Below are 24,117 nucleotides of genomic sequence, written 5' to 3' on the forward strand. Positions count from 1 at the left end.
AAATCAAGGGTAGCGGAGTCTTTTTTTTCAATTATAAAATGGAGAGTGAATCACATGCCTAAAGTTGTCATTATTTCAGGAAGCCCAACACCAACATCTCGCTTGCATGGCGTTATCGAAGTGGCCAAAACGGTGCTGCTTCAAGCAGGTCTTGAAGTTGAATGGATCAAAGTACGCGATATCCCTGCAGAGGATCTTCTATATGCCAAGTTTGACAGTGAGGCCATTGTGAAAGCAAATGCGTCAATAGCTGAAGCAGATGCCGTATTCGTAGCTACACCTGTGTACAAAGCTTCGTACACAGGCGTTCTTAAAGCGTTTCTGGATCTTCTTCCACAAAAAGGGCTTGAACGCAAAATCGTGCTTCCTCTTGCGGTAGGCGGGACGATTTCTCATTTGCTCGCAATTGATTATGCATTAAAGCCAGTACTCTCCTCACTTGGCGCGCAAAACATCCTTCAAGGTGTGTACGTGCTGGATAAACAAGTGACTTGGAGCGATCAAGGACAAGCAATTTTGGACGATGAAATCTCTACGCGTCTGCATGAGTCTGTTTCTGAATTCATTCAAGAAATCAAATGGCATACAAGCCGCTAAGGAAATATATTCACTAAAAGTCGCGTAAACAAGTTGGTTTAGCAAAAAAACGCTCTAATGGTAACGGATCACACATCCGTTATCATTGAGAGCGTTTTTTTGTACTTGCATTAAATTATATTAAAAAACAAAAATAACCAATTCTCCTAGTCAATAAAAATAGAGAATTGGATAATTCATATATATGGTTGAAATGAAGATACGCTTATGCTAAAATCATGAATGAGGTATTTATTTACATTTATAATAATAAATTACATTTTTATAATTTAACTTTATCGAAAATGGATTGAGTTGTCAACTGCAATTTCGATGCCTTTCAATTTCTTAATTAATTCCGCATAAAGGAGTGTTTAAGATGAGCGTAAAGTATGAAAGCTGGCAAGAGGAACAAGAGCGTGTCGACAAGGTTTTATCCGAAATCGATAAACAAACAATCGAACTCCAAGGGGACGCTAACGAAAAAAAATCGGATATCGTGGAATTCCGGAAAAACTTCTGGGGGGACGTTTCCGTAAATTTTGATGATGCGGGTACCTATTCGAGCTTGAAGCAGCAGACCGAGGTCTTGTCGGAGATAGAACGGACCTACCACCAAGCGCAGAAGAAACTGAAGACGTTAGCAAAGCTTAAACAGTCGCCATATTTCGGACGTATTGATTTTCTTGATGCATTTAGTAAGGAAGATCAGCAAATTTACTTGGGCATTGCTTCATTAGTTGATGATGATGGGATTAATTTTCTTGTGTATGATTGGCGCGCGCCAGTGTCCAACTTGTACTACGATTATTCCCCTGGCCCAGCTAAGTACGAAACGCCCAGCGGAATCATTTCAGGTGAAATGACAGTAAAAAGACAATATATAATTCGGCACGCCCGCATTACGAGTATGTTCGATACCGCCGTAACGATTGGAGACGAGTTGCTGCAAGATGTGCTCGGCAAACAGTCTAATTCTCAAATGAAGAGCATCGTAGCGACCATCCAAAGAGAACAGAATCTTATAATACGTAATGTGAGCAGTCAAATGCTTGTCGTGCAAGGGGCGGCGGGCAGTGGAAAAACCTCAGCGGCACTACAACGGGTAGCTTATTTGCTGTACCGATACCGGGAGACACTTCGTGCAGATCAGATCATACTTTTCTCCCCAAATCCGATGTTCAACAGCTACGTTTCTACCGTTCTTCCTGAACTGGGCGAAGAAAATATGGAACAGACAACGTTTCAAGCGTATTTGGATCATCGTTTAGGAGGGACCTTCCAGATGGAAGATTCTTTCAGCCAAATAGAATATACCCTTTCAGCAATGGATAAAGTCGGATATGAAGAACGAATCGAGGGTATTCGATTTAAAGCTTCACAGGAGTTCATGCAGTTAATTGAGCAATATATCGTAGATTTAGGTAGCGAAGGGATGGAATTTAAGGATATCACTTTCCGTGACGAAGTTCTTTTTCCGGCTGAGCGTATTAGGGAGCAATTCTACACGCATGATTCGGCTATGCGGATTCCGAACCGGATGGCGCTTCTCTCGGAGTGGCTATTGAAAGAATTGAAGAAAAAAGCCGTTGAAGAAATGGCTAAGCCTTGGGTTGAAGACGAAATTGAACTGCTCGACAAAGAAGAGTACCTTTGGGCGTTCAAAGAGCTTCAGAAACAAAATCGGTTCGCTGGAAATACTTTCGACGATTATAACAGTGAAAGGGGTTTTCTTGCCGAGAAGGTTGTGGATCTATTCTTCAAACCGGTTCGGCAGGGGATCCAACAATTCAGGTATGTGAATATACCTTTAATATACCAGCAGTTGTTCAGAAATCCCGCATATGTCCCCTGGTTTACGGTTAACAATAGGTTCCCGCAACATTGGTTGAAAATTTGTAAATTAACGATTGAAAAATTGGAGCGTTCCGAGTTGTTTTATGAAGATGCTACGCCCTTCCTGTACCTGACGGAGTGTATAGAAGGATTTCAAGTCAATAATAGGGTTCGGCATGTTTTTATTGATGAGGCGCAGGACTTCTCTACATTCCAATTTGTCTTCATCAAGAGGCTGTTTCCAAGGAGCAAAATGACTGTGCTCGGGGATTGGAACCAGAGAATATTCATTCATGATACGGCAAGCTCCAACATGGGCACATTGAATGCTTTGTACGGGGAAAAGGCCACAGAAAGCCTCACACTAACTAGAAGCTACCGCTCGACACGACAAATCATCGAATTTACGCGTGCATTAATCGAGGGAGGGGAGGCGATTAAGCCGTTCAATCGTGAAGGTAATAAACCGACTTTAAAAAAAGCCAACGACACAGCGGAGCTCGTAACCCATGTTGTGAACAGTATTCAAGAACTGCAAGCAGACGGTCATAGGACAATAGCTGTCATATGTAAAACCGCTAAGGAGAGTAGCGAAGCGAACGAGGCATTAAAAGATAAAGTTAAGGTAAGGTTGATCGAGAAAGAGACGGCTTCCTTCCAGGAAGGCATATTGGTTATCCCAACCTATTTGGCCAAAGGGGTAGAATTCGATGCTGTTATTATTTTCGACGCTTCTCAAACACAATATGGCAGATCGAGCGAGCGAAAGCTATTCTACACCGCCTGTACAAGGGCCATGCATGATTTACATATCTGCTTCAACGGTGAAATGAATCCGTTAATTGCGAGAGCTTCACACGCAACTTACAATCTGAATGAATGAGGCTTTAGAGAAAAAATAGATTGGTGGTTGTTGGACGCTTGCAGTGTGTGTCATTATGTTTGTAATGAACGGGCTGCTGTTTTTGACGCAGTATTTTCAATTTACCAAACAAAGCAGACCATATGAAACGGGGCTCATGATGAATCTGTTCACGGCAGCAGCGAACAGTGATCCGAGAGTGGGCACCTTCTTCCAAAGTGTTCATCTCTCGGGTCACAGCTCAAAGGAACGGACTGCTTTTCATCCTTTTTTTTTCAGTTTAAGAAGATTGGTTGCGTTTTAAAGTAAGGTTTTTGCAAAGATGATGAGCTCTACATGCGTTTTCTGCATAGCTGTGTCTTCTGCTTTTCTTATACATGCAACTGATGTCAAGCCACTGTATCCGGCTCTAACAATTGTTCAAAATCTAACTCTTCAAAAGCTTGCCTTTTACCTACGCTATTAATATTAAGTTTTAGGCTCTCCAAAGTTACAGTAGACAATTCTTCTACTTCACAACAAATCGTAGCAAGTTTTTTGCTCAAGAGAGCCAGTTCTTTATGTTCGATCAACTTTTTCAGTGGCGAACGTTTTATACTTAGTGATTTGATGAGGTCTGTAACTACTTCTTGGGAATTTGCTTCAATAAAATCATAGATATTTTCTACTGAATAAAAATGTTTTAAAAGCGGAACGGATGTCTTCTCTCCTATTCCAGACACACCAGGGATATTATCTGATACGTCTCCCTCAATCGCCTTTCGATCAATGATTTGTAAGGGATTGACTCCATAGAAATGCTCTACTAATTCAGGGGTGAATTCGAAAACTCCAGTAGGTAAGTTAAGGTTCTTAGGATTTATATTAACTTCCTTATACATTTCTTTAGCCTTATTCGTAATATACCAGTGACGAACATTTTCGTTAACTAATTGTAATGCATCTTGGTCTTTCGTAAGAATAACTACCGGAATTTGATTGCTGAGATTGGATCGTAATGTGCCAATAAGATCATCTGCCTCGTAGCGGCTCGATACAAACTGAATAATATTCATTTGTTCAAGAACTCTCTGAGCCATCGGAAATTGCATGCCGAGTTCAAAGTTCAACTCACCCCTCTGTGCTTTGTATTGCGGGTAAAGCTCTCTTCGAAAAGTTTCGCGGCTCAAATCCCAGGCGACTGCAATATGCGATGGCTTTTGGTTTTTAATTAAATTAAGCAATGTTCTCACCATGGTATAGACTCCATTGGTATACACGCCTTCGCTAGCTTGCATAATCTTTTTGCGTGCTCTTGCATAGTCTTCTTCTGACTTCGCGGTTTTATATTCAAAAGGCAGTGTACCGAAGAAGCTAGTAGACAACAATGATGAACCGTCAATTAATAATAAGAAACTCATATAACCCTCCAGTGACGATGTGGGTACCATTCTTGATGGAAATCACATTGCTCTTCATGTTTTGATTCGTTCAACAACAACACTATGTATAAACTTCGCTATGTTACATAGTACCATCTTTCAGGTTGTAAGTCGTTCTTTCGTCTGATGATGCACGAACGAAGAGTTCTCTTAATGATATCATCATCTCTAAAATAATGCTTCGTGATATCTTTTTCCAGTTCATTCATCTGTTGCGTTTTCAAGTTGAACTTATATTAGTAAAAATTAGGCAGACAAAAAGACTAGAACTCAATGCGTGCTGCGTTTGATTGAAGTTATTTTTCCAAAAAAGGGACGGCCGCTGATGCGATCAAATCATTTTTGGAAAAATTTATGGAAACGAGCAGCGCCCGCAAGGGTAGCTTTCACCCCTAAGCTTCTTGAGGAACAGTACTAAGCTAGAAGCAAAACAACCCGTTGAACACTTGAGAAACAAGTGTTCAACGGGTTGTTTTGGCTTAAATAGGGAGTCCTCAGTGGGGGTCATTTTGCAGATCATCTTCACCGGGATAGTCTCGCTTTAAACCCTCATGCAGCTCACGATTCTCATAGGAGAAACTGTTGGGTGAGCGCTGATCCTTCCGCCATGGCGTGCTTTTGCCAAGGGATTCGGTGTTCAAACTCGTTCCATAGGGACCCTCAGGGAATTCCTCGGGAATGAGGTCGTTACGCTGCGATTCGACCGTTTCCAAATCGGTGTAAGCATCCCGTTCTTCATGGATGAACCCATGGGGCTGTTGCTTTTCTTGCTCTTCAAAGTCACTGGTCATGGAAAAATCCTCCTATCCAAGGGGTTTTTTCTAATGTCTATTTTAGGGGGATGCAGCTCAAGCTGCCTGTGCTTTTTCCAGTTTCCCCTTCCGCGTAATTAAATATCCGTGAAATGGATCGATCCAATGACTTGCGATAAGAAACCAACAAGCTCTTGAGCTTGTTCCTCAGTGACTTTGAAAACATGTTCCAAATAACCTTCCTCTGCCAGATCATCGGGTCCAATTACAGCGCTGCGCCCCGATTGCAGATCGATGACGAGCTTCTTGCCGTAGTAACGGGTTGTTGTCATAATTGCTAGATCGAAGCGATGTAGCGCTTCTCCAATAAAACAAACAAAACGAGTCGTTGTTTCCTCCGAATGGTCATATAAAAAGTCAAAATCAGACATGATGGCCCTCCATTCTCTTCCTAGTATGCATTCATTATACCTGAAAAAGGCTCATCAACAAAACACATCTTGCGCGCGTCTTACAAACATGGTATGATTTGGATATTCGAAAGGGAAGCACCTTTTCTACGTACGCGTAGAAGAGGTGCTTTTTTGCTTTTTTGAACCTAATTTTGAGTCGACGATTGGAGGAGAATGGATGAATGTTGTATTTTTAAACACCTTAGAGAAGGAAGCGGGGGATCATGGAGTTACATCAGCACAAGTATCAATTGGGGAGTCGCAAGGGATTTGGAATGTGTTTTGGAGTGAGCCTGATGCTCAGGGCAGAGTCAGTCAAGATCAGTGGTATCAAGGAATTAGCTGGGATGAGATGCTGGGTGCCTTCCGACAAGGTCTTCGCGAAAAAATGCGATTCGGATTTCGTCCGCTAGTTAATACAGACTGGGAATCCACACAAGGACTTTCGGGTAAAGCGAAAATGACTCAGATGCTCGCTTATTACTGTGAAGAGATTCCGAATGAAGAGGTATTCGAAAGCTTAAGAGCATGGCGAAAGGAGCAGGCTGCGCGCGAGGGAAGGGCACCGTATATCCTTGCAACGAATCGTGTACTTCGTATGATTTCTGTTTTTTTGCCGCAGACGCCCGAAGAGCTGCTGCAAATTCCCGGCTTTGGTGAGCAAAAGACAACGATGTATGCTGCTGATGTATTAAAGCTAACTGCTGAACATGGGCGCATGCATGGTTTTCCACTGGATTGGGTTTCGAGAACTGTGGATATCGCTAAGTTTGAAGCATGGTTAATTGCTCAGAAAGAACAAAAGCTTCGCATGGAGCTCGATCGGGAAGTGAGTAAGCGTAAGCTGCTCGAAATTGTAGCCAAGGGAGGTAATCTGGATGATTTGCAAGTTGCCATATCCATGCCGCGCAGGGAACTGTTGATGTGGGTAGAAGAGCTCGAAAGAGAGGGCTATGATATGGATCCGCTCGTCGATACTGAGCTTACTTCTGTTTCTGAGGAAGAGCAGATTAAGGCATGGAACGCCTTTGAGTCAGAAGGTGATCGCTATCTAAAGCCTGTGTTGCAGCGGATCAATACGACAGAGGAGCTTAAGGGCAAGGCACTGGATCGTGCTTATGAATGGCTGCGTCTTCTAAGGTTGCGCTTTCGTCGGGAGAAGGAAAGTATCGCCTCGCAGGCGGCGAGCTAGCATTGACAGGTCGCTTGGATTGTGGTTAAATGAACTCTAATCTTCATATCAACCAAAGCGATGACGGATATGGGTGGATACCCTAGTAGGAGAAATGCCGCTGCTACAGAGAGTCGGTGCAAGGTGCGAACCGACGCATGCATAGATCTGAATTACAGTCCTGAGTTGGAAAAGGGAACATGCTGCACTTGGCATAAGTAGCTTTTACCCGGCAGTAATATGCCGTTATATATCTAAGTGAAAGAGATGATTCTCTTTAATTAGGGTGGTACCGCGAGACAACCTTCTCGTCCCTTTATGGGGCGTGGATGTTGTCTTTTTTTTATTATATATAGATAAACAGAGGAGGATTTCGTATGCATGCATGGGATCAACTAACAGAAGGGCAACAGGCAGAAGTTGAGCGTCAATTATCAATCATTCGCCGCGGCGTCGCCGAAATCGTTCCAGTAGAAGCGTTGAAACAGAAAATAATAAAGGCTGTAGTCACAGGTGAGCCTTTAAAGGTGAAACTAGGTTTAGATCCATCCGCACCAGATATTCATATTGGACATACCGTGGTATTACAAAAACTACGCCAATTTCAACAATTAGGACACCATGTTCAGCTCATTATTGGCGATTACACGGGGCGTATTGGCGACCCAAGTGGCAAGTCAGAAACAAGGAAACAGCTGTCTGAGGAAGATGTCCAGCGAAACGCAGAGACTTACCAGAAACAGCTTTATAAAATATTAGATCCAAAACTAACTGAATTTTATTACAACTCATCCTGGCTAGGCGAACTGAAATTTGATGATGTTCTGAAATTAGCCGGGAAAGTAACTGTAGCACGAATGCTGGAACGGGATGACTTCGCTAAAAGGTATGCGAGCAATCAGCCGATTCATATCCATGAGTTCTTTTACCCGCTTATGCAGGGATATGATTCGGTTTCATTGCAAAGTGATATTGAGCTAGGCGGAACCGATCAAACCTTTAATATATTGATGGGAAGATCCTTGCAAGGCTCCTATGAGATCAAGGATGGGCAAGTTGCCATACTGTTGCCGCTTCTCGAAGGCTTGGACGGCGTTCAGAAAATGAGTAAAAGTCTGCGGAATTACATTGGTATCGATGAGTCGCCGACTGAAATTTTCGGTAAAACGATGTCTATTCCTGACCATTTGATGCTCAAATATTATGAATTAACAACAGGGATTTCAAATGAAGCGCTGAAAGAGCTGGAGAATGGTCTGCAAGCAGAAACCGTACATCCAAGAGATGCAAAAATGAAATTAGCTCGAGCATATGTAGCCATGTATCATGGCGAGCAAGCAGCCGAGGAAGCCGAACAGCATTTCGTAACGGTTTTTCAAAAGCGAGCTTTGCCCGATGAAATTGAAGCTGTTAATCTTCCTGTGGAGCAATTAGAGGAAGGTCGTATTGCGATGATTAAGTTATTGGTTGCGCTTGGTCTCCAAGCTTCTAACGCAGAAGCTAGACGAAGTATTGAACAAGGAGCAGTAAGGGTGAACGAGGACAAAATCAACGATATACATGCGAAAATTGTCCTGAAGGATGGCGATATTGTGCAGGTTGGCAAACGTAAATTTGTAAAAATCAAACTTAGTTGAATTAAAAATAAGGAGCCATCCTGCTGGCAGTATAACTGCTAACGGGATAGCCCCTGAACACAACATAATCTACAACCATTCTTTTTTCTTAAACAGCCAGTACATGGCTATTCCCAAAAACGCCATAAAAGCTAATACAATTTCATCGCCATGGGCCACATGAAGGCCGAGTATATTATCGAAATTCATCCCGAACACACCGGTGATGAAGGTTAACGGCATAAAGATGGTAGTCAGTGCGGTGAACACGCGCATGATTTCATTCGCTCGGTTTGCAACGCTGGATTGGTAGGCTTCTCGCAAGTTGCCCATGAGATCTCGAAGCGTATCAAATGTATCGACGATTTTTACCGCATTTTCATAAATATCACCAAAATATTTTTGCAGTCGATTGTCAATTAATCTTAAATCCTTTTTGCCGAGCGTGCCGATGACGTCCCGTTGCGGGACCAACACTTTCTTGAGCCAAAGAATTTCTGATCGAAGTCCGATGATTTCATTCAAATGCGTCTTTTTCGTTGCCATCAGGATATCTTCTTCCAGTTTCTCAATTTTCGCTTCGATACGGTCACCGACTGCAACGTAGTTATCGACGACAAGATCAACCAAATGGTACAAAAATCGATCGGCTGTGTTGACTTCTTCTTCCCAAAGAAAAGGCTTCAAGGCGCGAAGCTCGTTAATTTTTTGCCGAGTCACGGTAATAATTACGTGTTTACCTAAGAAAATATTAAGAGCGCGTAGGAAAATCTCTTCGTCATCGAATCGAATGCTATTGATAACGATGAAATAGTGCGAGTCATATATTTCAATTTTAGGACGTTGTTCTTCTTCGCTTAAACAGTCCTCTACAGCCAGATCATGAAGATGAAACATAGGCTGCAAAATTTCTAAATCTTCTACCCCCGCGTCTATCCAATAAAAGCCGGTTTGTGGCGGTGTAAGTGCGGCGGTCACATCCTCAATCAAAGTAAATACGCCGTCTTGTACCCATCGTGTTTTCATCTGATCCACCCCTTTGATTGGAAGCAGCCAGTGAAATATCCCTATCGTAATGAGACTACGAATGGAGGGAGAACCGACTGCTGTCCTGCCTATGAAATTGTTTGCTTATTGTGCAGCTTCTACTACCTGGGTCTCCGTCCATGCGTATGCCCCCCTTTTCCGTCCATGTCGAATACTTGTCTAGTATACCCCTTCATATAGCGTGTTTCAAGCTGAAAAGTTAGAAAGCTAGTAGGTTTCTATGGTTAGGATACAGTATGGAAAAAAGGCATGTTTGGTGCTTGCTGCAAACAACGGTTGCCCAAAGTAAGGTAACCGTTGTATGATCTAATTTATAATAATTGTTAAGTAACTTTGCATATAAGTAAAATTTCAACAACATGACGATATTTCGGAATCGAATTCATGAGCTTCGAAGCCTAGCTGCGTGAAAAAGCGAATTTGAATGAGACAAGCTAGCCTATTCATTAAAGTTTATGGAATTTACGTTCTTAGAGGATTTTGTAGAATGTAAACGTAAAAAAAGAATGAAAATGTTCTCGAAATTTCATTTTTTTCCATTTTTTTATTAACTTTTCGTGATATACTTATTTCCAGTAATGTCCTATTTTTGAGGGAGTTGATTTGTTTGGATCATATGGAGGAGTTGTACAAAGGGATTGGGGAGCGTTGCCCTTATAAATTAGCCAAACATCAAGGAGTCAAACTGACGTATCTCGATGATCTTGGCGATATATGCGGACTTTATAAGCAAACCACATCAGATAGTTTTCACATTTATGTGAACGCTAATGTTGATATCGAAATGCAGGAAAATGTCGTTCATCTGCTGATCGAGCATCACAACACAGAGTTGAGGGGTACTGAACGATGTTTGCTAAAAAAAGATCTGCATATGCTTCGGCGCATAGGGGAAGAAATTCGTAAAACGGATACGCTTATCGCTGACATTTTCCTACAAGGATTCCTTGGTATACGTAGAAATAAACAACGCTAAAATGACATGAACATATAAGCGAACCCTTGAGAATCAAGGGTTTTATTTTTTGACTTGAATATTCGAATTTTGAAGCTTCTTTTTAATTTTCCTATCTTTTTGGTATTATGTTAGTGTGTAAGAGAGGAGGGAATTGAATGATTAAATTGGGATTGGGTCAAGCTGAACTAGAAGCCTTGCTAACAGGCGTCCAGGATGAGCAGGCAAGGGCTGCAATAGCAACAGCTATCTCAGCTAATAATGAGGAAATTGCAAAGCAAGTACTAGCGTTAGTTTCTAGTGATTTGATGAATGCATTTAAAGCAATGGGCATGAAAGCATAAGGTTCAAAAAGGAGAAGCATCGAATAAGCGGTGCTTTTTTTTTATTTCTCTCGAATTTCAAAGTCCAATTATTTAAACTAAATCTCAGACAGTTAAGGCAGGTGTGTTTTTAGTTGTTTAAACCAACACCAACTGTAGCTTTAGACATATGGTCAGTGAATGGCAAGTTATTTCATGGGGTATTTATGTTTCAACAATCAAAACAAATGTTTTGATTTACAACACAAGCGTTTGGTATTATAATCCATACATAAGAACTTATGTTCTGTTTTTTTTGTGGGGGGATAGATCGATATGGAAAATAGAGCTTACTAATTTAACAGAATAAACGTAAGGTATGTGGAATTGAGTCAGTTCCGTTCTGTAGTGCCACACAAATAGACACCCAATAAGAACGGGGAGCTAGTCATTTATATAGATGCATAAAAATACTTATCTGAGGTGAGGAACGTATTGTCTAAGTATAAAAAAAGTTTAAGGTATGTGTATAAAATTCATAGTTCTCTTCTGAAAAACAACAAGTGGAGTTTAACGCTCAGTCCTTATGAGGCAAGAAGAAGTGGAGATGTAGTATCTTTAGCAAGCAGCCAAGCGATTGATTTTGTTGATGAACTATCAGGCAGCGGATTTTCGGAAACAAGGGTGAGGGAGTTGAAAAGTGAAATTAAACGACTTAAAAGAGAAAAAACAAGTAAACCTCACCTCAAAAAAATAAAGTGGCTGTTTGAGCAGTTAGATGAATTATTGTTTATTAAGGACTATATTTGCGTAATTATGGATAACAAAGATAAAGATTTTGACCGTGCCAATGAAGGCTTTTATTTCAATGAAATGAGATTTACAAGGTTGTATGGAACTACAGGTGGTGTTAAAAATCAAACGATTGTCTATGTTAGTGAAAAAATTAGTAGGCAATTAAAAGTGAAAATTGAAAACAATCGAAATTTACATATAGAAACGGTTCCAGCTAGACTAGAGGCTTACAAATCGCTTGTGAGCAGTGCAAGTACGCCTGTTCCTTGTCCTGATGGCGTTATACTTGTCAATGATTATGTACACGAAATTGAAGCAGATATTATCAGAATTAGTGATGATAAGCATAGCCAACAGCCTGTTTTGTCTGAAGTAAGAAGCAAGGTAAAGTTAAATATCAACGATGGATACGGCTTAATATCCCCTGAATTGAGTAAGAGGTGGGCTGAACATTTAGGGCTTGATTATATTCCGAGTGGTTTTATTGTTAGAAATAGTTTTTGCAAAGGAAGCCTATTCACCTATGATTTTAAGCTTTGGGCAGAGGAAGTAGCTGGAACCAATGAGATTTCTGACGCATGGGAAACGAAAAAGGATATTTCTAAGGCTCAAATGATTCTAACGACAAGCATGTTGAAATTGTGGGACAGTTATGAAAATATGGAGCATTACTTGCGTAGCTGCAAAGAGCATGGGTATACGTTTCGAGTAACTAAAGTAACACCAGAGGTGTTAGAAAATGAAAGGAATCTCAATTATCAATTCATTCAATCATTAGATTTATCAGATACAGCTATTGATGAACTGATTGAACCCACTGTGAATGAGATTAAAGAGGTGCTTGGCGAAGATTGGAGAAAGAGCCTTCTCTTTTTAAAAGGTACGCATCTAACTGATAAGAACATTGAATCTTTGACCTATGATTTTGCCCAAGCTTTAATGATAGATGAAGAAATGATCAACGATCCCTTTGTGAAAAGCAAAATACATCAAATGATTGATGAGCGTATCAATCATGCGAAAATTGGCGATCTCAAGATACGAGGGAACTATAGCTTTGTTGCTGGTGATCCGTACGCTTTATGCCAAGCAATGTTCAGCTTAAAGGTTACAGGATTATTGCAAGAAGGCGAATTTTATTCTAAATATTGGCTGGATAGGGATGTAGATAAAGTCGCTGCGTTTAGAGCACCTATGACTTCCCATAATAATAATAGAATTCTTAGGTTGAAGGAAACGGAAGAAATGCAAAAATGGTTTCGTTATATGAACACGGTAACTATTCTAAACGCCTGGGATACAACAACTCATGCATTAAATGGCTGTGATATGGATTAATAAATAGTCCCATATAGTAGTAATACTATACTGCAAACTCGGTGAACCTGCATATGCAGGGTGTGGCTCACGCTGCTAACGGTGAAACCCCTAACGTGAAGTCGAGGGCAATACCGTGCCAAGCCTAGCATTTAGGAAGGTGTAACGACTATTCCGCAAGGAAGTAGCTTTCAGGTGAAATTCCTGTTTGTGAAGTGCCGAGCAACCCTAGAGGTTGATGAGATAGTCTAGTCCCCATATAAATACTGTGAAAACAGGGGTGTAAACGGGAGATGCCATCCTGACAACAGATAATCAAATTGTAGTTCAGGCCATTCGTGAGCTTAAAGCTATTGTATGTGAACAAAAGACTGCTGGGAAGAAGATTGCAACAGAAGAGGACTTCATCCAAGCGAATAAAAACAGTTTTGGCGACGATATAGGAGCAATCACGAATAGAGCGACTTCGATGTATGATAAGCTGGCACAGTTTCATCCAGACAGTGAAGAGTATCAAACATTGGAATATCGGATACGTAGTTGTCAACATTATCAGCAAAATGCAATTGATAAGGCTAAAGGGATTGAAAGCAATCCAATGCCTAAGCATTGGTTCAGTTATGAATCGAATGTTGTGATCGACAAAGAGACGCGGCAAGTGATAAGCAAAGACACATTCAATCTTCGTTTATTGGCGAATAAAAAACCGTATTTTATGATTTATAGATATCCGCAATTACTGAGTGCATACAAGAAGTATATGGCAGATACTAGCCAAAACTGTCGGAACAGATTTGGTATAGAGGTTGAGGAATTACTTGTAAAAGAAGATCGAAGCGAAGCCGAGGAAGTATTCGTGACGTCTTATCACAATCAGATGCCAGTTTCAAAAGAAAAATCAGTTGTAAATAAAATATGTTGGAAAATTGAAGAACATTTTTCGAAACGAAAGAAGAGATCTGTAAAAAAAGAGATGGATTATCAAAATTTAATGTCTCTAGATCAAAAGTTTAAAAAGAAGACATATGAAGCTATAGAAGAATTATATGATGAATATAAGTATATGACACAAGCTTATATGCAGAGCATCAAATCAGGCGATATTCATGTCGAAGATGACCAAAAGGTATCTACTCAACGTGAATTATTTAAAGAGAGATTTAAGAAATTAGCTAATCAATTATGTAGTAATGAAGACGAGTTATGTAATATCATTGTCACACTTTGCTATACGAATACGAATTCCAAGCAATTTGCATGGGATATCGTCGGTGAAACAATGATTAAAAACTTACTCAAAAGAAACAATTATGTCTTAAAATATCCAGAATTCGATGTGCATGGTGATATTGAATTTGCAGGAAAGAGATTTTCAATGAAAAGCAGGCATATTCTAAAAAACGAGGAGTGATTGAATGAAAATACTTTTGAATGAGAAAGAATTAGTAGGTAAGGCTTTGAATGACAGATATATGAGCCCTAAAGTGACTGATACGATTAGAGCGCTGACTAAATTTTATTATGGGGAAGGATTAACGAAGAAACAAGTTAAAGAGGCGCTTGAAAACTTCATTATTGCTAAATACCAACACTATGATCCAATGAAGTGGGATGCTTTACTTAATCGAAATGTGAAACAGCTTGAGAAATCGGATCACAAGTTATATGTAGTGGATGAAATAAGGATTTCTCTGGATGAATTAAAAAAGATAGCGGCAATTGATAATTTGGAATATGAGAAAATTGCGTTTGCGCTGCTTGTACATACCAAAATTTATAACTATATCAAACCAAGCAATGATGACTGGATGAACAGTAGTCAAGCTGATGTATATGGAGATTCAAATCTAAGTATAAAGGCAGCTGAACGGAAATTAGTCATTCATGAGTTGACCAGTAGAGGTTTAATCTACAATCCAGTAGGTATCAAAAACACCAAGATTAAGATTCTATATGTTAATAACCAGTCGGATACAGAAATAATTATAAAAGATCTTAGAAATTATGTTTATGAATACCTAAGATGGAAAGGCCATAAGGATATTATGAATTGCTTGCGATGTGATTTACGTATTCTGAAAACATACAAGACGAATAAATATTGTGCGGAATGTTCTAAAAAAGTGAAGCAAGAACAAAAAAATAATTGGAAAAAAGAAAAATGGTTGCAAGAAGAGAAGTGATAAATATAGATTGAATAATGGGCCACTCCATCAGAGTGGCCTTTTGTCATTCTCATAGGAGGAGAGGGGGAAATCTTGAAAAAGAAACGGTGAAAAGCAAAAAAATAGCCAAGAAGAAAAAATAAAAAGCTCGAAATACGCAGTGTTTAAAAGGGGAAATCGCATTTTTGCATAAAAGACTAATGTGATAGATATAGGGTGGGAAAATATCGGAACGAAGGGGACATTCATTGGGAATTGGTGATTAGGAATGCTTACATACACAGTGGATAAGAACGGTGTCGTTAAAATTATTGACTATGATGTTGGGAAAAAGAAATGAAAGTTATACCTGTGCCATTTAAAGACTTACGCTTTAAGCGCATCTAAATGTAGGTGAATTTACAGCGTAAGTTTTCATGTGTATAGGCAATTCATGAAATAGCTTGTACGCATGGATTTTTATGTGGAAAGGAGAGTGTGCTGTGCGAAGAGACTTTAAGATTGAAAGTTGAAGTAAGGATGTAAATGAACGCTTTTTGAGAGGGGATGTGAAGGTTTTTGCTAAATTTACAGAGTTAAATGAACAAATGGTGACTACATTACTGAGATTAGTTTCCTCTCAAGATTTATGTAAATTAATCGAATATAATTCGAAAAATCCTTTAAGTGAAAATGATATTTCGAAACCTTCTGAATTACTATTTAAGAAAATATGTCCATTTCCTAAAGCTCCTGAACTCATGACGTCTGACACGTTGTTGACGGTCATTTTTAACAAAAGTCAATTGAGTAGATCGAATGCTGGATATAGGGAGACTACGCTTAGTTTCAATATTTTATGCCATATCGATAATTGGCAATTGGATCGTGGAATTCGACCTTATTCCATATTAGGTGAAATTGATAAGTTATTTAACAACGAGAAAGTCATTGGTATCGGGAAAGTGCAGTTTGATCGAGCGAGATTTATGACTGCAAATGAAAAGTATGCTGGATACAGGCTGGACTACACCGTCATTAATTTTAGGTAGTGGTGATAAGCAATGAATATTGAAGATATGAAGCTAAGAACCTTAGCAAATGCACCTACAAAAGTGAATGGAATTGATATTCACCCAATTCGATTAAGGGAAATTATTGATTATGGCTACTCAGCATATAATCGCTCCTTGAGTGCGATTACTTTGAAAAGAGAAAATCTAATTAATCCAGATTATCTAGCCCAGATTCCAACGGATGTAGGGGTAGTTGATATTATTTTTGAGTTGTATGACACGGACTTTCAAAATATTTTCCTTGATGGCCTAAAGCTGTTTTTAAAAACGGAAGAGGTTACTTACTTTAAAGGAAAAGGGTTATTTGTTTTCAATAAGCGAGTAAGTTTTGAGGATTTTCAAGAAATGATCGGAGTCATTAAGCTTCAAAACTGCATCATTTCAAAAGAGGAAGAGACATTCGTTCCATTAAATGAACACGCAGCTAGAATCAGAAAGAAAATGCTTGAGAATAGAAGGAAAATACAAGAGTTAAACAGGGAAGCTCCTGAAAATGATTCCTTACATCTATCGGATTTAATTTCAATCGTATGTTCGAATGCAAATGGCATCCATCTGTTAAATGTCTTCGAATTAAATATGTTTCAGTTCAATGATCAATTTAATCGTATGAAATTACTTGATGAATATGAAGTGAATATTCAAGCATTGCTGCATGGGGCGGACGCAAAAGGAATACAATTCACGCATTGGATATCTAAATTAAAGTAGGAGAAAATCCTGCTTATTATATGTAACTACTAGGAGGAATTATTTATTATGCAATACGGATCACGCGAGATTTGCAACGTTGTTTTGAAGGATATTAAAACGAAAGAACCGGTAGTCTATCTTGAGAGCTTAACGACAGCTGATATTGATGTAAAGGGAACGACGGTTTGGGCGAAGGGCGGCAGAGGCGCACCCAAGAGAATTGGTTGGGATTCTGAGAAAGATATTACGCAGAAAATGGAGTCGGCGCTAATTACTAAAGAGGCCTTCGGAGTACTAGCAGGCAGTAAATTTAGTGCAACTACGAAGCCGGTTCATAAAAAAGAGGTCCTAACCGTCGTTGATGATGCAACGGATAAGAGTGTAACACTTTCTGCAAAGCCAACCGCGACAGCGGGTTACCTTACTTTCTTTTATAAAACAGATGACGGCTCCAGTATCGGGGAGAAATTGACAGCTACTGTAACTACAACTGGAACAGGCGCGGCAGCCGTAACCAAAGCTAAGTTTACAGGCGCTCCAGTGTTAGCTACTGGCGATATTGTCATTGTTGATTATTATGTAGATGCTCCTGCAAAGTCACAAACCATCTCGATTGATGCAGATAAATTCCCTGGCACTTACATGCTTGAGGGAGAAACGATCTGGAGAAATGAAGCAGGACACGATGTACCTGCACTTTACACGATTCCCAAGCTAAAGATTTCGCCAAACTTTGTCATCTCGATGGCTATGAACGGCGAGCCTAAACCGTTCCACTTCGAAGCGGCGATTTTGAAAGACAGCAAATCACAATCCATGATTCTTATTGATTTGCTAGAAGAGTAAACATGCGAAGGCAGAGGATTAAAGCTCCTCTGCCTTTTATTTAATAAGGATTTTCTTATTGAGTGACTCTTACAATAAGGGTTTTTGAAAATGATAATTCTAAAACGATATAAGGGAGAGATTGGATTGAGTAAAAATGTAAAGAACCTGTCAGTAGCAGTAGTTAAGAAACAAAATGCACAAATGTATAAAGACAAGAAAACGATTCACTTTGAGAATGCAAAGCTGCTTGTTGATATTGTATTTCGTCCGTCTAAAAAAAGCCTAGTTATTGCTGAAATGCTGGATGTTCTAAAAGAAGCTATGTTAGAGAATCAAAAAATTGATTCTGCAAAAGGGATTGCACTAAGTACAATGTTGATTATCAAGCACTTCACTTCCATTGAAACGGATGCTCAAGGGTATAACGGTTTGCTTGATATGCTAGTACAGTTAAATGACGGTGAGTACACTCCGAAAATTATTGAATCGTTTGAGCAAATCGAACTAGAGAAAATGTTCAGTGAGCTGAGTAACTCAATGGAACTTGTAAAGAAGCAACTAGATAATGACTTTGGAGACACAATAAAAGAGGCTGAAGCTAATAGACTTCAATAATATAGAAATTTAATTAAGGAGAAACCGATTAATGAAATACGAATTTGATGAAGCAACATTGAAAAATTTGACGGTGTTTTTAGCAAGAGTGAATCTTACTGGTGCAGAAGTCTCGGAATTTAATAAGATTATTCAGGTATTATCGAATCCTATTAACGAAGAATAAATAGTGATAAATTCTAGATCGAACATTCTACATCATTTCAATGGTGTAGGACATTGGGTTAAGAATTACGGCAACAACCAAGTATTGCTTTACTATAGGGACAGTCTATTGACTGTTCCTTTTTTTATTATCCTAAAAAGGAGAGAAACAATAATGGCAGAGGAAAATCTACGCATATCCATTCAAGCTAGTTTAAATAGGGCAGATTTAATTACTGATATAAATAAAGCAATACAGCAGATTGAGAATGATCCTAAGTTACAGAGGATTAAGATTAAACTTAAAATTGATATTGAATCGAGGATTTTTGAGACGTTATCTAATTTTGATAAGATTATTAATAAAATTACACAGTCAACTAACCAGATTAAAGCATTGACACCTGCAACAGAGAACTTTAGGAGTGAGGCTTCACGTCTAACAAATGAGCTTGATAAAGTAGGCGCATCTGCTCAAGTTAGTTCTGGTCATGCTATTAATTTTGGAGAAGTGCTGAAATCTTCAATGACTAAGGTGTCTACCTTTATTATAGGTGGAAGCTTAAGCACAGCACCTTATCAATTCATAAAAGACGGGATATCTTATGTAAACGAATTGAACAAATCCTTAACTGAATTATCTATTGTTACGATGAAGAGTCAAACTGAAGTAGCTAAATACGGTACGCAGTTCCATTCAATGGGTATGGAAATGGGGATTTCAACTCAAGAATTAGCACGAGTTGGAGTAGAGTTTGCTCGACAGGGTCTGGCACCCGAAGAAGCTAAAAAGAGGATGGCAGCAACTGTTCAATTTGCTAAGATAAGTAACCTTGATTACAGCACATCAAATAAGATATTATCAGCAACCGTTAGTTCAATGGGGGTTGATATTAATAGGGCTGCTGACGTATTTTCATATATGGGTGATGCCACTGCTACTTCCGCAGATAAAATTGGTGTTGCCATACAAAGAGTCGGTGGTACAGCAGGGGCAGTCGGTGTTGAGTTTGAGAAAGTATCAAGTTGGATAGCTACAATTTCGTCAAGAACAAGTGAGTCGGCATCAACCGTTGGTGATTCGATTAAATCAATCTTAGCGAGATTTAAATCATTAAAAGAGCGTGGAATTGACAATTCTGATGGCACAAGTACAAAACAGGTTGCTAAAGCGTTTAATGAAATCGGAGTCCAACTTATCGATGCACATGGGAATTTCCGTAACTTTGGCAATGTGATGGATGAAATTGGAGTTAAATGGAGCACCCTGTCTGTTGGACAGCGTGAATTTATTGCAAATATAGGAGCAGGAACTTTACAACAAAGTAAATTTTCAAGCTTAATGGATGGCTACGGAGAGTCGGTTGGCTTATATAAAAAATCACTTGACTCTGCTGAAATTGCCCAACAGAAATTTAATCTCTACCAAGAAGGCACAGAAGCGAAACTTACAAAACTAAATAATGCATTCACTGGTATATTCCAGTCTTCATTTGAATCTAGTTCAATTAACACAGCGATTAGTGTTTTAACCAGTTTCACTACAGGAATAGACTCCCTTGTGAAGGCATCTGGAGCAATTCCTCTTTCATTTGGACTAATAGGAGCAGCTACAATAGCTTTAAATAGTCAAGTTAGAGCCACGGTAGTTGAAGGTAAACTACTTGATTCCATTTTTAAAGGTTTAGCAGTTTCTGCTGAAGTGTTTGCTAAAGCTACAAGAGTAGCTTTAACTTCTACACTTGTTGGGATTGGAATTTTTGCTATCAGTTTTGCTTTAGAAAAATTGATCGGTTTGTATTACGATACTGACAAGGCTCAAACACAAACGTTTGAATCTTTAAAGGAAAATGTTAATAAATCTCAAGAAGCAACAACTAAACTTTCACTACTGAATGATCAGTACAAGTCGAATAAAACATCTCAAGTAGAACTGAATAATGTTCGACAACAAATGATATCTTTAATGCCTGAAGTTATTGATCACTACGATTCAGAAGGTAATGCAGTATTTAAAACAGGTCAAGAAATTGATGAGCTTATTACTAAAGAAAAGGAACTTCATCTACAAAGAAAGAAAAACTTTGCCGATACTCTTACGGAAAATCTAAAACCCAATGCAGGGTATATTAGTAAAAGTTATAGTATTATTGCTGACACCACAGAAAATTCTGATTACCTAAAAGCTAGGTTGGAAGCATTGAAATATGCTGAAGACTACATAAATGAAAATAGTCTGATGAGTTTGGATAAGTTTTCTAAAGGATATACCGATAAAATGGATGCTTTACAAACAAACATACGAGAGATATTTGTTAAAAACAACTCATTTAATTCGGATACTTTTTTATCCTCCGAACTTATAAATTTCAATGGAAACCTAGGAAATGCTGTTGAGGATGCTCGAAATAAACTTGGTAAAGTTAATTCAACTGTAGTGGATGAGACTGCAAAGATAAAAGAGAACTTAAAGAAATTTTCAGAAGGATTTAAAGTAATAAACGATGTTTTAGTTGAAGAATATGGAATAAAAGATAAAAACGTTAAAGTATTTCTCGATAAATTTTCAAACAGTTTTGTTAAATCGAGTGGCGTCAACAAAGATAACTATAAGGAGATCATAGGAAACTACCGCAATCTAGCTGAAGATATAAGTACAGCAGTTACAGATAAAGAGATTGATTTGAGTAAGATGATCCAAATAGGTAACTTTGATGAGTTAGGTAAAATATTCAGTAAAAATGGGATACCTCTTGATATTTTCAATAAATCAATAGATGACTTTCAAAGAGGTCTATCTACAGGGAACAAAGAAACTGTAAAGGCAATTAATAATGCAAGTATGTTGGAAATCAACATGGCTAACGCCGAAAAATCAATTGCTACCCTAGCTACTTCGTACCAGAAACTGCAAAGCGGTGAACAGTTATCAGTTGATGAGACACTTAAATTAGCAAAACAGTATCCTCAGTTAATGGCATACCTTGTTCAACATAATGGACTTATTGAAGATAAGGGCGCAATTCTAGAAATAGTAGCAAATAAGGAGAATAATGCAAATTTAGCAGAAGCAGTGAGTTTAGAGAATAGTGTTACTAATACATATAACGCTCTTGAAGCTAAACGTAAAATGTATCTTGACTATTATGAAATGAAAGATGCCGGAATAAATATAGACGTAATTCAGTTCGGATTAGATAAAAAATATACTGGAAAATTGTCAGTAGAAGAAAAGGACGCTCTAGATAAGGAAATTGCTGCACAAAAGAAAGTAGTTCAGGATGCTCATTTAAAAGTTCAGCTTCTTTCCAAGCCAATTAATTTAGCCACCTATGGGAAATCGCCAAGCAAGCCTAAATCTGAATCTTCTTCCGTAGATGAATCAGATAAACCCAAAATTACTGATGTATATGAGCAGAAACTCACTGCTGTTGATGCTAAAATCAAAGAATCTCAAGCTATCCAGAATAATTACACCGATGCACAACAGGAATTCCGAGATGAATTAGCGACACAAATTAACTTATACAAAGAAAAGCAAAAGCTTGTTCATGAGGAAGCTGTTGCATTGCGCAGCTCTAATGTTGAAATTGAAAAGCGGTTGTCAGCTGAAAAGCTCACTCAAAAACAACAAAATGATTTAAATAAGCAGCTTAATGATAATAAAAATAAGATTTTTGATCTTTCAGCCGCGTGGTTCGATTATGAAAAATCTGCTTCTGATGCTAACAGAAAACTAAAAGAGATTTTATTTAACTCTTCAAAAGATTGGATAAGCAACGAAAAGGCATCAATGGAATTATTGGGCAAGTCCGAAGTCGAAGTCGCTCAAATGGTTTATGATGCTTGGAAACGTGTTAGAGATAATCGTGATGAGTACACGCAAGATCAAAGAGAGGAAATCAACAAAAATCTTGTGCGAGCCAATAACGAATTAAAGAAATCTCAAATGAATCATAGTGAGAAATGGATTTCCGAAGAAACTGATCGCATGATACTTGCTAGAAAGTCTGAGCTTGAAATTGCTCAAATGGTTTTAGATTCACGTAAACGTATGGCGAATGATCTATGGACAAAGGAACGAGAAATAACTTCGCTTACTACTTCTGAACAACTGAAAGCAGATAAAGAAGTTTATGAAGCACGTAAGAAGTTAGATGATTTACAAAAGACAAATCAGGATAAAGTTACTAATAATGCAAAAGATGTAGTTAGTAAAATTAAAGATGCTTACAACGATTATTATGATGGCCTGATCGAAGCGGAAAATAAGCGACATGATGCAGTTAATAAAAATCTCGATGATGAAATGTCTAAGTATGAGGAAAGTATAAATCTCATTAAGAAATCAATGAGCCGTGAATCTAATGCGGAAGAGTACGACAAGTCGTTGTCTAAAGCCCAGGCAGAAGCACAAGATATTCAAAACCAACGAAATCTTATTTCATTGGATAATTCAATAGAGGGTCAGGCAAAGCTTAAGGATATTGATAAGCAGTATGCGGATAAGCAAGATGAAATCCAGAAGATGCAAAATGATCGAACAAAGAAACTCCGTGAAGACAACTTGGATGATATGCTGGAAGCTGAAAAGAAAAAAGTGGATGCAGCTAAGAAAACTGAAGATACTCAGAACATTACAAAGAAGAATTCTTTGGACGCACAAAAGAAAGCATCTGAATTATACTGGCAGAATATCGTCAATGACACAGCTCTATTCAGTAAATTTCAAAGTGATATTATTGGCGGTCATTTTGACGAAATTACTGGTAAAATGGAAGGATTTAAAAACAATATATCCAGTATATCTTCGATTATTGGAGATGCGCTTACAAGTGGTATTACTGAAAAGTTACAGAATGCTATAAATTTAGTTAAGGCATACAGTTCAAATCCAACTAGTGATGGTTTGAATTCAAATCCTAAGAATTCTTCTGGATCGACTTCATCAGGATATTATGTACCTACCAACGATAGAGAATCGCACATTAGGGACATGATGAAACGAAATAGTGATTCTTGGAAGAACACGACGGATAGTGAAAAACGTAAACAACTTGAACAATCAAATAGAGATTGGGCTTCTGAGCTAGGTTCTGGCGTAACATATAGCAATGGGATTTGGTATAAAGGTGGTTTGCAGCTTTATCATAACGGTGGGGAAGTAGGTATAAACACATCCTCTGGAAACTGGTTGCACAGATTGCTTAATCTTGGTATTGGAGAAATTCCAACAATTTTGAAGCAAGGTGAGTTAGTACTACAAAATCCCGTTGGTGCAATAAATAATTTACTAAATAATATTAAGTTAGCTGATTTCACCAATATTGCTCCGAAGTCTGCAATCGCTGGAGCGAGTGGAGATACTAACTATCATTTTAATGTGAATATTGATAAGTTGTTGGGTGGTCAAGAAGGAGCGCATACTTTCTTTGCGGAGATAAAAAAAGGAATTCAGACAGGAAAGCATAGGTAGATATTATCGGAGGCTAGAGAAATCTAGTCTTTTTTTCAT

20 protein-coding genes and 1 other annotated feature are annotated in these 24,117 nt (G+C 38.6%); of the genes, 16 read left to right on the plus strand and 4 right to left on the minus strand.

Going from position 1 to position 24,117, the window contains the following annotated elements; genetic code table 11:
• The first annotated feature begins 54 nt into the window (after window positions 1-54).
• The 3 genes from ssuE (at window position 55) to GK047_RS19580 (ending at window position 3,578) form a co-directional block, all read left to right on the plus strand.
• Entirely contained in the window at window positions 55-597 is a 543-nt protein-coding gene (gene ssuE, locus GK047_RS19570; protein WP_163950585.1) for an NADPH-dependent FMN reductase, read from the plus strand.
• A gap of 358 nt (window positions 598-955) precedes the next feature.
• Window positions 956-3,295 carry an RNA polymerase recycling motor HelD gene (gene helD / locus GK047_RS19575; protein ID WP_163950587.1) on the plus strand — a complete coding sequence of 780 codons (2,340 nt, stop codon included), beginning with the start codon at window positions 956-958 and terminating at the stop codon, window positions 3,293-3,295.
• A 55-nt stretch (window positions 3,296-3,350) separates the two neighbouring features.
• The gene (locus GK047_RS19580; protein ID WP_163950589.1) at window positions 3,351-3,578 is read left to right on the plus strand and encodes a hypothetical protein; all 228 of its coding nucleotides are present in this window, start codon (window positions 3,351-3,353) and stop codon (window positions 3,576-3,578) included.
• A gap of 85 nt (window positions 3,579-3,663) precedes the next feature.
• Here the strand turns inward: GK047_RS19580 and GK047_RS19585 are convergent, their stop codons facing one another.
• From GK047_RS19585 to GK047_RS19595, 3 genes are all read right to left on the minus strand, one after another.
• On the minus strand, window positions 3,664-4,674 hold the full coding sequence (locus GK047_RS19585; RefSeq protein ID WP_163950590.1) for a 5'-3' exonuclease: 1,011 nt from the start codon (window positions 4,672-4,674) through the stop codon (window positions 3,664-3,666).
• Between the two features lie 515 nt (window positions 4,675-5,189).
• Window positions 5,190-5,486 carry a hypothetical protein gene (locus GK047_RS19590; protein ID WP_205516884.1) on the minus strand — a complete coding sequence of 99 codons (297 nt, stop codon included), beginning with the start codon at window positions 5,484-5,486 and terminating at the stop codon, window positions 5,190-5,192.
• Window positions 5,487-5,584: 98 nt separating this feature from the next.
• Entirely contained in the window at window positions 5,585-5,878 is a 294-nt protein-coding gene (locus GK047_RS19595) for a DUF3055 domain-containing protein (RefSeq protein WP_163950592.1), read from the minus strand.
• Between the two features lie 199 nt (window positions 5,879-6,077).
• On the opposite strand from GK047_RS19595, the gene GK047_RS19600 reads away from it, so the two are divergent.
• Both GK047_RS19600 and tyrS read left to right on the plus strand, forming a co-directional pair.
• Window positions 6,078-7,091: an HRDC domain-containing protein gene (locus tag GK047_RS19600; protein WP_163950595.1), complete on the plus strand. Its 1,014-nt coding sequence runs from the start codon at window positions 6,078-6,080 to the stop codon at window positions 7,089-7,091.
• Window positions 7,092-7,152: 61 nt separating this feature from the next.
• Window positions 7,153-7,389: a binding site (T-box leader), on the plus strand.
• A 58-nt stretch (window positions 7,390-7,447) separates the two neighbouring features.
• Complete coding sequence (tyrS, locus tag GK047_RS19605; protein ID WP_163950598.1) at window positions 7,448-8,707, plus strand: tyrosine--tRNA ligase; 1,260 nt, start codon at window positions 7,448-7,450, stop codon at window positions 8,705-8,707.
• Between the two features lie 69 nt (window positions 8,708-8,776).
• Here tyrS and corA read toward each other — a convergent pair whose 3' ends face one another.
• Window positions 8,777-9,712 (minus strand): magnesium/cobalt transporter CorA, encoded by a 936-nt coding sequence (gene corA, locus GK047_RS19610; RefSeq protein WP_163950601.1) that lies wholly within the window; start codon window positions 9,710-9,712, stop codon window positions 8,777-8,779.
• 628 nt (window positions 9,713-10,340) lie between these two features.
• On the opposite strand from corA, the gene GK047_RS19615 reads away from it, so the two are divergent.
• From GK047_RS19615 to GK047_RS19660, 11 genes are all read left to right on the plus strand, one after another.
• Window positions 10,341-10,709 carry a hypothetical protein gene (locus GK047_RS19615; protein ID WP_163950604.1) on the plus strand — a complete coding sequence of 123 codons (369 nt, stop codon included), beginning with the start codon at window positions 10,341-10,343 and terminating at the stop codon, window positions 10,707-10,709.
• Window positions 10,710-10,846: 137 nt separating this feature from the next.
• Entirely contained in the window at window positions 10,847-11,032 is a 186-nt protein-coding gene (locus GK047_RS19620) for a hypothetical protein (protein WP_163950607.1), read from the plus strand.
• Between the two features lie 453 nt (window positions 11,033-11,485).
• A complete protein-coding gene (locus GK047_RS19625) occupies window positions 11,486-13,123 on the plus strand; it encodes an RNA dependent RNA polymerase (protein ID WP_163950610.1) in 1,638 nt (545 codons plus the stop codon).
• A 448-nt stretch (window positions 13,124-13,571) separates the two neighbouring features.
• Window positions 13,572-14,513 carry a hypothetical protein gene (locus GK047_RS19630; protein ID WP_163950613.1) on the plus strand — a complete coding sequence of 314 codons (942 nt, stop codon included), beginning with the start codon at window positions 13,572-13,574 and terminating at the stop codon, window positions 14,511-14,513.
• Between the two features lie 4 nt (window positions 14,514-14,517).
• A complete protein-coding gene (locus GK047_RS19635) occupies window positions 14,518-15,285 on the plus strand; it encodes a hypothetical protein (RefSeq protein ID WP_163950616.1) in 768 nt (255 codons plus the stop codon).
• 722 nt (window positions 15,286-16,007) lie between these two features.
• A complete protein-coding gene (locus tag GK047_RS19640; protein ID WP_163950618.1) occupies window positions 16,008-16,298 on the plus strand; it encodes a hypothetical protein in 291 nt (96 codons plus the stop codon).
• A 12-nt stretch (window positions 16,299-16,310) separates the two neighbouring features.
• Entirely contained in the window at window positions 16,311-17,033 is a 723-nt protein-coding gene (locus GK047_RS19645; RefSeq protein ID WP_163950620.1) for a hypothetical protein, read from the plus strand.
• Window positions 17,034-17,081: 48 nt separating this feature from the next.
• A complete protein-coding gene (locus GK047_RS19650) occupies window positions 17,082-17,861 on the plus strand; it encodes a hypothetical protein (RefSeq protein ID WP_163950622.1) in 780 nt (259 codons plus the stop codon).
• A gap of 126 nt (window positions 17,862-17,987) precedes the next feature.
• Complete coding sequence (locus GK047_RS19655; protein WP_163950624.1) at window positions 17,988-18,458, plus strand: hypothetical protein; 471 nt, start codon at window positions 17,988-17,990, stop codon at window positions 18,456-18,458.
• Window positions 18,459-18,489: 31 nt separating this feature from the next.
• The gene (locus GK047_RS30210; RefSeq protein ID WP_275901696.1) at window positions 18,490-18,624 is read left to right on the plus strand and encodes a hypothetical protein; all 135 of its coding nucleotides are present in this window, start codon (window positions 18,490-18,492) and stop codon (window positions 18,622-18,624) included.
• 153 nt (window positions 18,625-18,777) lie between these two features.
• Window positions 18,778-24,078: a phage tail tape measure protein gene (locus tag GK047_RS19660; RefSeq protein ID WP_163950626.1), complete on the plus strand. Its 5,301-nt coding sequence runs from the start codon at window positions 18,778-18,780 to the stop codon at window positions 24,076-24,078.
• Window positions 24,079-24,117: the final 39 nt, after the last annotated feature.

It is taken from the genome of Paenibacillus sp. SYP-B3998, from assembly GCF_010820665.1.
In the GTDB taxonomy this organism is placed as follows: domain Bacteria; phylum Bacillota; class Bacilli; order Paenibacillales; family NBRC-103111; genus Paenibacillus_E.

What these genes read in the sequence shown, in the direction of transcription:
- ssuE (WP_163950585.1), top strand. Translation starts at nt 55, where the DNA reads ATGCCTAAAGTTGTCATTATTTCAGGAAGCCCAACACCAACATCTCGC.
- helD (WP_163950587.1), top strand. Translation starts at nt 956, where the DNA reads ATGAGCGTAAAGTATGAAAGCTGGCAAGAGGAACAAGAGCGTGTCGAC.
- GK047_RS19580 (WP_163950589.1), top strand. Translation starts at nt 3,351, where the DNA reads ATGTTTGTAATGAACGGGCTGCTGTTTTTGACGCAGTATTTTCAATTT.
- GK047_RS19585 (WP_163950590.1), bottom strand. Translation starts at nt 4,674, where the DNA reads ATGAGTTTCTTATTATTAATTGACGGTTCATCATTGTTGTCTACTAGC.
- GK047_RS19590 (WP_205516884.1), bottom strand. Translation starts at nt 5,486, where the DNA reads ATGACCAGTGACTTTGAAGAGCAAGAAAAGCAACAGCCCCATGGGTTC.
- GK047_RS19595 (WP_163950592.1), bottom strand. Translation starts at nt 5,878, where the DNA reads ATGTCTGATTTTGACTTTTTATATGACCATTCGGAGGAAACAACGACT.
- GK047_RS19600 (WP_163950595.1), top strand. Translation starts at nt 6,078, where the DNA reads ATGAATGTTGTATTTTTAAACACCTTAGAGAAGGAAGCGGGGGATCAT.
- tyrS (WP_163950598.1), top strand. Translation starts at nt 7,448, where the DNA reads ATGCATGCATGGGATCAACTAACAGAAGGGCAACAGGCAGAAGTTGAG.
- corA (WP_163950601.1), bottom strand. Translation starts at nt 9,712, where the DNA reads ATGAAAACACGATGGGTACAAGACGGCGTATTTACTTTGATTGAGGAT.
- GK047_RS19620 (WP_163950607.1), top strand. Translation starts at nt 10,847, where the DNA reads ATGATTAAATTGGGATTGGGTCAAGCTGAACTAGAAGCCTTGCTAACA.
- GK047_RS19630 (WP_163950613.1), top strand. Translation starts at nt 13,572, where the DNA reads ATGTATGATAAGCTGGCACAGTTTCATCCAGACAGTGAAGAGTATCAA.
- GK047_RS19635 (WP_163950616.1), top strand. Translation starts at nt 14,518, where the DNA reads ATGAAAATACTTTTGAATGAGAAAGAATTAGTAGGTAAGGCTTTGAAT.
- GK047_RS19640 (WP_163950618.1), top strand. Translation starts at nt 16,008, where the DNA reads ATGACGTCTGACACGTTGTTGACGGTCATTTTTAACAAAAGTCAATTG.
- GK047_RS19645 (WP_163950620.1), top strand. Translation starts at nt 16,311, where the DNA reads ATGAATATTGAAGATATGAAGCTAAGAACCTTAGCAAATGCACCTACA.
- GK047_RS19650 (WP_163950622.1), top strand. Translation starts at nt 17,082, where the DNA reads ATGCAATACGGATCACGCGAGATTTGCAACGTTGTTTTGAAGGATATT.
- GK047_RS30210 (WP_275901696.1), top strand. Translation starts at nt 18,490, where the DNA reads ATGAAATACGAATTTGATGAAGCAACATTGAAAAATTTGACGGTGTTT.
- GK047_RS19660 (WP_163950626.1), top strand. Translation starts at nt 18,778, where the DNA reads ATGGCAGAGGAAAATCTACGCATATCCATTCAAGCTAGTTTAAATAGG.